The sequence below is a fragment of the Streptomyces xanthophaeus genome, assembly GCF_000725805.1.
Taxonomy (GTDB): domain Bacteria; phylum Actinomycetota; class Actinomycetes; order Streptomycetales; family Streptomycetaceae; genus Streptomyces; species Streptomyces xanthophaeus.
Genome location: NZ_JOFT01000019.1, coordinates 281,830 through 293,050, shown reverse-complemented (window position 1 = coordinate 293,050; position 11,221 = coordinate 281,830). Strand labels below are relative to the sequence as shown.

Annotated in this window: 10 protein-coding genes and 1 pseudogene; 5 read left to right on the top strand and 6 right to left on the bottom strand. The window is 71.4% G+C overall.

The features are described 5' to 3' along the window. Positions 1-601 precede the first annotated feature (601 nt). Positions 602-826, bottom strand: coding sequence for a hypothetical protein (locus IO30_RS0114670; RefSeq protein WP_031143024.1), 225 nt, complete (start codon positions 824-826; stop codon positions 602-604). A gap of 445 nt (positions 827-1,271) precedes the next feature. Between IO30_RS0114670 and IO30_RS41935 the strand changes: the two genes are divergently transcribed. Continuing rightward, positions 1,272-1,853: a tetratricopeptide repeat protein gene (locus tag IO30_RS41935; protein WP_157853281.1), complete on the top strand. Its 582-nt coding sequence runs from the start codon at positions 1,272-1,274 to the stop codon at positions 1,851-1,853. Positions 1,854-2,168: 315 nt separating this feature from the next. Here IO30_RS41935 and IO30_RS43480 read toward each other — a convergent pair. After that, positions 2,169-2,375, bottom strand: a pseudogene (locus tag IO30_RS43480) (transposase); the annotation flags it as partial. A gap of 101 nt (positions 2,376-2,476) precedes the next feature. On the opposite strand from IO30_RS43480, the gene IO30_RS0114655 reads away from it, so the two are divergent. Then, entirely contained in the window at positions 2,477-3,430 is a 954-nt protein-coding gene (locus tag IO30_RS0114655; RefSeq protein ID WP_078904690.1) for a virginiamycin B lyase family protein, read from the top strand. 99 nt (positions 3,431-3,529) lie between these two features. On the opposite strand, the gene IO30_RS0114650 is transcribed toward IO30_RS0114655, so the two are convergent. The 4 genes from IO30_RS0114650 to IO30_RS47620 all read right to left on the bottom strand — a co-directional run bounded on the left by IO30_RS0114650 (position 3,530) and on the right by IO30_RS47620 (position 6,685). Next, positions 3,530-4,171, bottom strand: a complete 642-nt coding sequence (locus IO30_RS0114650) for an SCO4651 family lipoprotein (RefSeq protein WP_051859256.1) — start codon at positions 4,169-4,171, stop codon at positions 3,530-3,532. Between the two features lie 363 nt (positions 4,172-4,534). Beyond that, positions 4,535-5,767: a spore photoproduct lyase family protein gene (locus IO30_RS0114645; protein ID WP_031143017.1), complete on the bottom strand. Its 1,233-nt coding sequence runs from the start codon at positions 5,765-5,767 to the stop codon at positions 4,535-4,537. 106 nt (positions 5,768-5,873) lie between these two features. Further along, entirely contained in the window at positions 5,874-6,368 is a 495-nt protein-coding gene (locus IO30_RS41930; protein ID WP_051902252.1) for a hypothetical protein, read from the bottom strand. Next, positions 6,368-6,685, bottom strand: a complete 318-nt coding sequence (locus IO30_RS47620) for a serine hydrolase (RefSeq protein WP_157853279.1) — start codon at positions 6,683-6,685, stop codon at positions 6,368-6,370. Before IO30_RS47620 ends, IO30_RS41930 begins: the two co-directional genes overlap by 1 nt. A 325-nt stretch (positions 6,686-7,010) precedes the next feature. Here IO30_RS47620 and IO30_RS0114630 point away from each other — a divergent pair, with 325 nt between their 5' ends. The 3 genes from IO30_RS0114630 (at position 7,011) to IO30_RS0114620 (ending at position 11,179) form a co-directional block, all read left to right on the top strand. Continuing rightward, positions 7,011-8,561 (top strand): alpha/beta hydrolase, encoded by a 1,551-nt coding sequence (locus tag IO30_RS0114630; RefSeq protein ID WP_031143013.1) that lies wholly within the window; start codon positions 7,011-7,013, stop codon positions 8,559-8,561. Positions 8,562-8,573: 12 nt separating this feature from the next. Further along, positions 8,574-10,208 carry an alpha/beta fold hydrolase gene (locus tag IO30_RS0114625; RefSeq protein WP_051902250.1) on the top strand — a complete coding sequence of 545 codons (1,635 nt, stop codon included), beginning with the start codon at positions 8,574-8,576 and terminating at the stop codon, positions 10,206-10,208. Between the two features lie 74 nt (positions 10,209-10,282). Further along, entirely contained in the window at positions 10,283-11,179 is an 897-nt protein-coding gene (locus IO30_RS0114620) for a DUF4436 family protein (RefSeq protein WP_031143009.1), read from the top strand. Positions 11,180-11,221: the final 42 nt, after the last annotated feature.

Genomic DNA, 11,221 nt, shown 5'->3' with positions numbered 1-11,221 from the left:
GTGGCAGGCAGGGAAGCCTGGCCTCCCAGGGCGCCTCGTACGTCTTCCGGGACCGGCTGCTGCTCGGGCTCGCGCTGCGTCCGACGGTCGGGAACATCGTCTGTGCCGGACAACGGCGAGTTCGACAACGGCTTCGAGGTCGCCGTTGAGGGATCCCAGCCCGGGGCTGCCCCCGGGGAGAACCCCCGGCCTCGTCGACGGGACGGGTGGGTTCGGCTGGCACATGGTCAACGACCTCGCCCTCGCCACCGTCGTCACGCCCCGGGCCCGGAGGCAGCAAGACCATCCGCCCCCTCCTCCCCCGGTAGCGCGCCGGTCCGTAGCCCGGCCCTCGTGAGCCGGGCCCCGGCGGCGACCAGGTCACCGAAGGAATGATGCTTGACGGCCGGCCTCGGTGGGCAGTCCGGCGACGGACAGGGCACCGACCGGAGTACTGGCCGCGGGCGTTGCCCGACCCGTCCCACAACCCAGCGCTTCACCGAGCGGCCGCCCTGGCCCTTCGTCTTCGACGCTACGGACCGGGTCTGACATTGACCCCGGCGGTCGTGCTCGTGAAGCGGACGTCGACCTGTCCGGGCCGGTCGTAGACTACGGGGCCCACCTAAGCGTCGTCCGGGACGCTGCGGTGCCGCTGTCGGCAGACCTCACCGCGCTCCTGGCCGAGGTGAACGCCCGGCTGGCCGGACTTGCTGTCCGGGAGCCTTTCGTTGCTTTGAAGGCGCTCGCTGATCTCCAGTACGTCATCGCGCAGGCGGACGCGGATGCTGCCCTCGGCGTTGTCGGGGGGGCGGGTTCCGTTCGCGGAGGTCGCCGTGGGGCTCGGCACCAGCGAGACGGCGGGCCCGCAGGTACGTGACCGGATTCCTCCGCCCCTGACCCGCACGCCCGGCCGGGCAGCCGAGCGACCGACTGCTTGAGACCGCAGTGGTCGGCAGGCAGGCGGGGCCGCCACGGCGGCGGGTGCAGACCCGGCAGCGCCCGGTTTCGCCGGGCACGTAGTCTCGCTGTCCGTGACGAGGCGAAGAGGCGTGTGGAGTGCGGTCTACTGGCAGGCGTGGGCGAGGGGCCTGGGGGCACCGTGGCACGAAGCTGCCCTCGAAGACGCTTACAGCCTGATCCGCAGGGGACAGTTCGAGGATGCCGAGGCGCGGGCACAGGCCGTTGTCACGGCTCGTCACAGCAAATGGGGGCGGGACAGGCGGCCTGAAACTGCATGGCGAGGCAGGTACTACGCCCTCTTGGCGGCGGTTGCCCACGGGCAGGGTGAGTCAGTGCTGGCTGAACTGGAAGTGCTGATCGGGGAACTGGAGCAGCTTTGCGGGTGGAGCCGGATCCTGCTGCTGGAGGCCAGGATCACCCGTGCGGGGGTGCTGATCGAAGGCCGGCCTGCTGAGGCGCAGGCCGAGGCCGAGGATGTCCTGCGGGAGTTGATGCTGATCAAGCATCTGACCGAGGTGTGGCAGGACGAGCTGGTCGCCCTGATCTGTCTGGGGGAGGCTCTGTGCACACAAGAGCGGTACGCAGAGGCGGAGGCGATCGCAAGGGGGCATCTTCCGCGGGCCGAGAAGCTGCTGGCGGCCTCTATGCACCGGATGCTGATCCGCAGTCTGTCGGGCCAGGGGCGTCATGAGGAGGCCTTGGCCGAGTGCCGCAGGGCTCTCACCGAGTTGCTTCCTTCCGCCAGTGGCGACCTCGAGCTCGCCACCGCTGTAGCCCTGCATGGCCTGGGCCACCACCAGGAAGCTGAAGCAGAGGCGCTGCGGGGGCTGGCAGCCTGTGAGCGCCACCTCCATCCCACCCACCCCCGAGTGGGCGAAATCAAGGAGCTTCTGGCCCGCATAACCTCCGACTGACACTCCCGCCAGGGCAGCTTGAAGTGGCGCATCCCGGCGGTTGAGGACCAGGATGCCAGGTCATCGGCGGGCTGAACGGCTAGGCCATCTCCTTCGGGTCCTGCCGGGCCCGCGGTGTCCGGCACCGCACCTGGCCGCGTTGTCGGGGGCGCCCGAGTACGTCCAGTACACGGCGCGCCGCTCCGCCTTGCCCTGCACGCGGCACCGGACACCACGGGCCCAGCCGGCAAGACCGGAAGGAGACCGCCTCAGAAATGTCCCGTAACTGATCTTGATGGTGCCGCACATGTGGTCAGCAGCACCGGGCCCATCTCCTCAGCCGCTGAGGGCGAGGTTGTGCAGGCGGGCGATGCTGAGCATGGCCTGGTGCACGCCGTCACCCTTAAGGCGGCAGTCACGGAGGATCTTCCAGGTCTTCATTCGGGCGAAGGCGTGTTCGACGCGTGCACGGCCTCGGACCCATTCGCCCCATCTCGCCGCAAGGTGCCAGCCGACAGTGCGTGCAGCGGTGACCACCCGGCCGTCCGTGTGCAAGACGGCCCGGCCGTGGCGTGGTGCGGAGGAGCGGCCGGGCCCCCGGGGCTAGCCTCGGCGGCCGGACGACCAGGACAGGTAGGTGCGCCGTGCCCCGTTCCGCAGTTCCCGAACCCCCGCGTACGAACCGTACGGGCCGTACCGGCCGCAGGGCCGGCTCCGTCCTGGTGCTGCTGGCGCTGTGTGCCATCGGGCTGGCCCCGGCCGGTACAGCAGCCGCCTCCGACCCGGGATCCGGGGGCGCGGGCGGCCCGCTGTACGTCTCCGACTACGGCAACGATCGGGTGCTGCGGCTGGCGCGGCGCGGCGGGCAGGACGTGGTCCCCGCCGTGGGTCTGGTCCGGCCCACGGGCATGGTGGTCGACGCCGAGGGCGATCTCTACGTGGCGGACACCGGGAACAACCGGGTCGTACGAATCCCCGCGGACGGCAGCCCCCAGGTCACCGTCGCGACGGACGGGCTCTCCCGCCCCCTCGGGCTGGCACTGGACCCCGAGGGCGACCTGTACATCGCCGACAGCTTCAACGACCGGGTCGTCGAGGTACCCGCGGACGGCAGCGGTCAGCGCACCGTACCGACCGTGGGACTCCTCCACCCCTGGGGCCTCGCCTTCGACTCCGCGGGTTCTCTCTACGTCACCGACTTCGTGAACGACCGCGTCGTCACCCTCCCCGCCGGAGGCGGCGCGCAGCGCACCCTTCCCTTCACGGGGCTCTCCCAGCCGGCCGGCATCGTCCTCGACCCGGCGGGCAACCTCTACGTCTCCGACACCGGCAACAACCGCGTACTGAGGCTGGCGGCCGACGGCTCCGGGCAGAGTACGGTCCCCGCGTCCGGGCTCAACGACCCGCTGGGCCTGGCCCTTGACGGGAGGGGCCGCCTCTACGTCGCGGACGCCTTCAACAACCGGGTGGTTCGCCTCGCCCCCGACGGCAGCGGCCAGACGACCCTCCCCCTCACGGGCCTGAACACCCCCACGGGCCTGGCGGTCCCGCCCACCCGCACCCTCCCGGCGGGCACCCACCGCGAGGGACGGTCCTAGGAACGCCCGACACCGCAGCCGCGATGTTCCACGGCATCTTCCCGGCCTGACGCCCGCGCACGGCCAGGGCTCGTGGAGGGGGAGGCAGCCGACTGAGCGTCAGGCGGCTCCGCCCTTGACCTGCTCCTTGTAGAGATCGGTCATGTCGGCCGTTTCGGCGGCCGGCGGGACCACGACGGTCCTACCACCCCCGAACGCGAGGAAGTCCATCGAGACGCTGGTTGTGCCGACGGCCTGGTTCATACGTGCAGGGGCGCCCTTGTCGTCGACCGAGATGTCGGTGACGATCTCGCCGGACAGGCCGAGGCCCTTGTACATGTCTGCGGCCGTGCTCATCTTGTCGGCGGGGACAGTGGTGCGGTAGTGGATGATGCTCTTTCCGTTGACGTTTTCGGTGCCGACCTTGGTGACGTCCTTGGCGTACTTGAGGCTCTTCAAGCCGGCGGTCGGGGCGCCGTTGGCGCCGGCCATGCTCGCCGCGCCCTTCTCACCGACGACGACGGAGGCTTCAGCCTTCAGCCAGGTCTTGCCCTTGAACGGGCCGTCTTCCTCAACGCGGTCGACCTCGTAGTAGTACGCGCCGTCAACGAGGCGCATCGTGACGGTGCCGTCTGCCACCATGCCGTCCATCTCGAGGTCCTTGGCCGGTATCTCCGTCTCCATGGCCATGCCGTTGCCCCAGGTGTAGAGACCCTTCATCTGCACGGGCTTGCCGCCCGTGTCCGGCGACGTCACGGTCATGCACACGCCCCGCTGAGCGCCCCTGCGGGCCCCTCCCGTTGGGCGGGGCCCGGAGGGGCCGCGAGGACCTCAGCGGGGCTGCGATTCGCCAGGTGCGACCGACTCTTCGAGCGCTTCGTACTCTCTTGACTTGATTGGCGTGCAGCGGCAAGTCGGTGACAGAGGGGCAAGTGCCGCGCACCTGTCGGTGCGCCACCGTGGCCCTGCAGCAGGCGCCGTTCTACGCGGCGTGCCGCCTCCGCACGGGCGGGTGAGCCGCCGGCCGCCTGACGGGCGGGGTCCAGTGATGACGTGAGGTCCAGAGGCTCCAGCGGGGTCGGGCCCTGAGGCGCTGCGCCGCGGGCGGATGGCCGCCCCGCCCGGTCAGAAGGCGTAGCGGATCCGCAGCCACGGGGCGTGGGAGGCCACCAGGCGGCGGACGGAGGCGACGGCCTCGGCCTTGCCGGAAGTCCGGTAGCGGACGTTCCAGCTGCCGTTCTCGGAGCGCTTCGCCTGTTGGAGTCCGGGCTGCCACAGCAGTTCCTCGGCCCGCGGGTGCCAGGCCAGGTTCAGGTCGTGCAGGTCCTTGTTGTGCGTCAGCATGATCATCTCTGCGGCGGCCTGCTCCTTCACGGCGCGGGGCAGGACGTCGTCCATGTGCCGCAGCAACTGCGCCCAGTCCTCTTCCCAGCCCGGCCGGACGACGACGGGCGAGAGGTTGAAGTGCACCTCGTACCCGGCGTCCAGGAAGTCCGCGGCCGCCGCGATGCGCTGTTCCACGGGGCTGGTGCGGATGTCCAGCAGCCGGGAGTCCTGCGGCGGCATCACCGAGAAGCGCACCCTGGTGCGGCCGCGGGGGTCGAGCAGCAGCAGGTCGGGGTTGACGAACTTCGTGGCGAAGGAGGCCTTGGCCGTGGGCCAGCGGGCGAAGGCGTGCACCAGGTCGGCGGTGTTCTCGCTGATGAGCGCGTCCACCGAGCAGTCGTTGTTCTCGCCGATGTCGTAGACCCAGGCCGTCGGGTCGCACTGGTTGGGCTCCCGCTTGGGCCCCTGCCGCGCGACGTGCCGACCGAGGTGGCCGATGATCTGCTCGATGTTGGTGAACACGGTGATCGGATTGGCGTAGCCCTTGCGGCGCGGAACGTAGCAGTAGGCGCACGCCATCGCGCAGCCGTTCGCCGGACCGGGGGCGATCCAGTCCGCCGACCTTCCGTTCGGCCGGGTGTGCAGGGTCTTCTTCTCGCCTAGGACGAGGACCTCGCTCTTGATCCGGACCCAGCGTTCGAGATTGCCCTCGTTGCCGTGGAGTTCCGGGATCCGCCAGTGCGATTCCACGTCGACGACCCGGGCCTCGGGGAAGCGCGCGAGGATCTGCCGCCCGCGGGGCGAGGCCGCTGCGGCCGGTTCGGCGTGGATCTCGCGTACGGAGAGCAGCCGACGGGCGGCAGGGGAGTCGCGGAACGAGGGTCCTACGAGCGGCCCCGGCCGCGCGGAGCCCGCCGGGACGGGCCCGGTCCGCAGGTCCTCCAGCCCGAACAGTGCACCGCTGTCGTCAGCGGACGGCGCGGACTGCGCGGGCCGGGAGCGCCGGGTCCCGGCGGGCGGGGGCTGGCCCATGGTGCACTCCGAGCTCTCGGGCCGGCCCGCGTGCCGCGCCCGACCGGGCGGCGGGTGGGGGCCGGGTCAGGTCAGGTCGCGTCGGCGGCTGTCAGGACGGTCCACTCTAGGCGCCGGGGCCCGTCTCCGGCGCGCGGCCGCACCGGGAGCCCCTGCGCGCGTCATCCGGTCCAGATGTCCAGCAGCCGGTTCGCCGCACGGAAGTGATCGGGCGAATCCACGTTGCACACGACGGTGACGGCGGTGCCGCGGTCCGGGCTGACCTTGAAGGTGCTGTGGAACCCCTCCCGCCCCGGTGCACCAGGCTCTTGTCGGGGAGGACGAGCATCCCGGCCCCGTACCGCCCCTCTTCGATCCCGCGCCCGCGCAGGGTGTCGCCCACGCTCACCGCTCCGTCCGTGAGTCCGGCGAGCAGCTGCTTCCCGCCGATGCGACCGGTGCGGTAGTTGTAGGAGTAGGAGAAGCGTGTCCCGGGCGGCTCTTCGGGCTGTGAGGCGAGGACGGCTCCGATCGCTTCCTTCTGGCCGGCCGGGTCCGTCACCCCGATGCCCTCGGCCTCCAGCAGGTCCTGGCAGTCCGTGATGCCGCTGGTGTGACGCATCAGGACGCCCAGGGTGACCTCACGCGTCCAGGCGGGCGGTTGGACGCCATGTCGAAGACCGTCTGCGGGGTGATGGCGCGCCCGGTCCCCAGATCGGCCTTCCCCCGCCCCGCCTCCCAGGCGATGTCTCCCCGCGTGCCGACGGCTGCCGCGCAGCCGGGGCCGTCGGCAGAAGGCACCAGCTGCTCCAGTACGCCGCCGCTGCGCTTCTCCCGGTCGTCGCCGTTCGCACGTGCCTGCTGGGGCCCCGCGGCTGCCGTCAGGAGGACCGCGAGCACGGCGCCCCCGGCGGCGCACAGCGAAACCGACCCGTGCACGGACACCACCTTCTCGGAACGAGGGCGTTCAGGGGGTCTTGCCGCTCCACGGGCCCGGACCGAGACGGCGGCGCGGGTCCTCTCGTGCGCCTTCCACGCTATCGGGACGGCCGGGGAGGTGCACCGGGACGGGGGGCGGCCTGCCGGTGGTGTGGACAGCGGTGCGGAAGGCGGTGCGGAGGGTACACGGGCGGCCACGGGGCGTGAGCATTCCGCGAGCGCCCGGGCACGCCGCCGGGTAGCGTGGATCGCGAGCGTTCCATCCACACCGCTGCGGCCCGGCCCGGCAGGGCGGCCGCCTCAGTCGGCAGAGGAACGAGATCACATGCCACAGCACAGCACCCACGCGGCAGCCGCCGCGACCGCTCTGGTCTGTCTCGCAGCCTTCGGCCCCGTACCAGGCAGCGCCGCCGCTGCTGCGCAGCCGGCCTGGCAACCGAGCCCCTCCGGCACATCGGCGTTCGTGCCCGGTCCCTGCCCCAAGACTCCTGAGCCGATCGAAGCACTCGCCGATGCGCAGTGCGGCTCCCTCCAGGTCCCCGAGAACCGCTCCCGCCCCGGCAGCCGGACGATCAAGCTGGCGGTGGCGCGGATCCCGGCCGTCTCGGACGAACCCGCCGCGGACCCAGTGGTGTTCATGGCGGGCGGCCCCGGCGCCGACACCTTCGACGACATCCCGTTCCTCGTGGAGTCCGGCCTGAACAAGGACCGCGAACTGATCGTGATGGCCCAGCGCGGAAACCTCTACGACCAGCCCAACCTCGCCTGCCCGGAGGTCGACCGCTTCAACGAGAAGGCCGTGGGACTGGGCTACGACTCCCAGCAGGCGGAACAGACCATGCTGAAGGCGGTGACGGACTGCCGGGCCCGCCTCGTCGCCGACGGGGCCGACCTGAGCGCCTACAACAGCACCGAGAACGCAGCGGACTTCGCCGACCTGCGCCGGGCGCTGGACATCCCGCAGTGGAACGTCTACGGGTACTCCTACGGCAGCAACCTGGCCCTCACCTACCTGCGCCTTCACCCCGAGGGAATCCGCTCGGTGGCGCTCGACTCGGTCGCACCGTCCCAGTACGTGACCCTGCCGTGGACGTGGGGCAGCACCGCCGAGGGGATCCGCAACATCTTCGACGCGTGCGCCGCCCAGCCCGCCTGCAAGGACCGCTACCCGGACCTCCCGCGCACGCTGACGGAGCAGGTCCGCAAGCTGGAGGCGCAGCCCCTGACCCTGGACGTCAAGCCGCCGGACGGTGGGAAGCCGGTCAGGACCGTCCTCGACGGGGGCACGCTGCTCAACCTGATCGTCGCCTTCACCCCCCGGCCCAAGGACATCCCCGCCGCGCTCGAAGAACTGAGCAAGGGGAACCCCCAGCGCTTCGCGCAGGCCCGCGCGGCCGGCTCGGTCCAGAAGACCGGCGAGTTCGCGCACGGCCTGACGAACTCGATCGCGTGCAGTGAATGGGCGCCCGGGTACACGGAGTCCGATGTGCTCAAGGCGGGCCGCAAGGCCTACCCGGGGTGGCCGGACACGGTCCTGGCCCAGGCTCCGCAACTGCCCTTCCAGTACCCGGTGTGCGGGGTCTGGGACGTTCCTGACCGTGCGTCCGTCCAGCGCGTGCCCACCGTCAGCCCGGTGCCGGCGCTCGTCGTCTCCGGCACGTTCGACGTGAAGACCGGGGCGAGCTGGGCCAAGGGCGTGGCCCGCAACCTGTCGAACTCGACCTCCGTCCTCGTCCCCGGGATCGGCCACTGGGTCGTCCCGCAGTCGCCGTGCGCGCAGAGCGTGCTGGCCTCGTTCTTCGCTCGCCCGACCGCGCCCGACACGCGCTGCGTGGACGGCCTCGAGCCCCAGCCGTTCACGATCATCCCCAAGTAGCCGGGAGGGCAGATGACTCTCCAGCAGGCGCCCCGTCGTCGGCGCACCGCACGAGGACTCCTGGCGCCGTCGGCCGGCCTGGTGACCACGCTCCTCGTCTCCGGCCTGCTCACCGCGCCCGCCCAGGCACGCCCGGGCCCCGGCGCCGCTCCCAGCCCCCCGGCGCCGATCGGCTCGACCGCGCGGACGGTGGGCGACGCCCGCTTCGAACCGGGCCCCTGCCCGAAGACACCGGAACCCGTCGAGGAGCTCGAAGGGGCCCGCTGCGGGACGCTCACCGTGCCGGAGAACCGCGCCAAGCCGGGCGGCCGGACCATCGAACTCGGGGTCGCGATCGTGCCCGCCCTCGCCGACAACCCGAAACCCGACCCGATCGTGTGGCTCGCGGGCGGTCCCGGAGACGACGCCGTGGGCGAGGCGAAGATGGCGATCGACGGCGGCCTCAACCGCGACCGCGACGTGGTCTTCATGTCCCAGCGCGGCACGTACTCGGCCGACCCGGAGCTCCTGTGCCCCAACATCGACGAGTTCAACGGCAAGGTCGTCGGCCTCGTCTACGACGCTCCGTCCACCGAGCGCCAGCACGTCGAGGCCACGAAGGCCTGCCGCGAGAAGCTGGCGGCCCGCGGGATCGACCTCGGCGCCTACAACGACATCGAGAGCGCCGCCGACTACGAAGACCTGCGCGCCGCGCTGGGCGTCGACCGCTGGAACCTGTACGGCATCTCCTACGGCACCCACCTGGCGCTCGCCTACATGCGCCTGCACCCCGAGGGCCTGCGGTCGGTGGCCGTCGACGGCATCCTGCCGCCGTCCAGGGCCGGCTCGGCCTCGACGTGGAGCAGCTTCCGGCAGGGCGTGGACGGCCTGTTCAAGGCCTGCGCGGACCAGCCGGCCTGCAACGAGCGCTACCCGAACCTGTCGGCCACCTTCGAGAAGCTCGTCAGCGACCTCGAGGCCAAGCCGGTCACCACCACCGTCACCCTCCCCGGCAGCGACAAGCCGGTGAAGGTGGTGCTGGACGGCGGGACCCTGGTGAACTGGCTGACGTCCGCCACCCACACTGCGGAAGACGTACCCCGGTTCATCGACGCGCTCGCCAACGGCGACCCGAAGCCGATCGCGCAGCAGTGGGCGGGCTGGAGGCTCAACCCCAAGGGCATCGGCGTGGTCTCCCACGGTCTCGCCTACGGGATCTTCTGCAGCGAGTGGACGCCGTACGAGGACGAGGACGCGGCGCTCCAGGGCGGACGGAAGGAATTCCCGTCGTTCCCCCGCTCGGTGCAGGCCCAGGCCCCGCTGCTCACCTCCCTCCACCCGGACTGCGCCGCCTGGAACATCCCCGCGGCCCCGCGCTCGATCAGGGACGTCACCACCAGCGACATCCCCACCCTCGCCCTCTCCGGTGCGTTCGACGCCCAGACCGGGGCGGACAACGGACCGTACGTGGCCCGCACGCTGAGCAAGGCGAAGGTCGTCACGATCCCCTACGAGCCGCACGTCGTGTTCGCCACCTCGAAGTGCGCGCAGGAGATCACGGCCTCCTTCTTCGACACCCCCGAGGCGCCCAAGACCACCTGCCTGAAGGACCTCGAACCGCCCGAGTTCGAGATAGCTCCCCAGTCTCCCGGCTCCCCGGCCCCCTAGCCCGCAGCGCCCAGCTCCCCAGCTCCCCAGCTCCCCAGCTCCCTGAGATCGCTCCCCACCTCGCCGGAGTCACGATGGCCCCCGTCTGGGACCCGCGCCACCCACCGCGCCCGCGCCGCTCCGCGGCCGCGATGCTGCCGGTCCTGCTGTCCATCGCGGTCCTGGTCGTGGTGGCGGTCGCCGTGGGCTCGTGGCTGCAGTTCACCGAACGGCAGGCCGTCGACGCCGTCCACCCGGCCCGATCCACGGCCGCCGACCGGGTGGACGTTCAGGCCACCGTCCAGAGCGTCGACGCCAAGGCCAGGGAACTGCTCCTGCGGGTCCGGGTCACCCCCCGAGGGATCCTCGGCGAGGAGGAGGGGATCGCCCCTACGGGCGACCTCAGCCTTCAGACCTCCGCGCAGACCCTCGGTGACCTGGAGTTCAAGGCGCACGAACGGATCGCGATCAAGGACGTGCAGGTGGCGATCGCCGATGGGTCGATCAGCGACTACCCGTTCGACACCTACGAGACCGACATCGAGTTCTGGGCCCGGATGGACGGCGAACAGGTGCCGGTGCGGGTGCTGTTCTCCAACAACGACACCCTCTTCTCGATCGACGCGACGCCGACGGGCGCCCCGCAGGAGGCGGCCCTGGGGCTGGGGCTCGCCCGATCGGACAGCCTGCTCGTCTTCGCGGTGTTCATGATGGTCGTGATGTGGGCACTGGCGGCGTCCGTGCTCCTGGGCGCCTGGTACGCGGCCACCCGCGAAGACGGCCTGGTGTGGGCGGTCCTCGGCTGGATGGCGGCCACCCTGTTCGCCCTCTCGGCCTTCCGCAACAGCGCCCCCGGCACGCCCCCGATCGGCTGCGTGCTCGACTGGTTCGCCTTCCTGTGGGCCGAGACCGTCATCGCCCTCTGCCTGATCGTCGTGGTCGTCACCGGCGTCCGCACCGCCCTGCGCAAGGACGAGACCCCCGCGGCCTGACGCCGCGTGTGGCGGTCAGGTCCCCACCTGGTTCCACTGTGA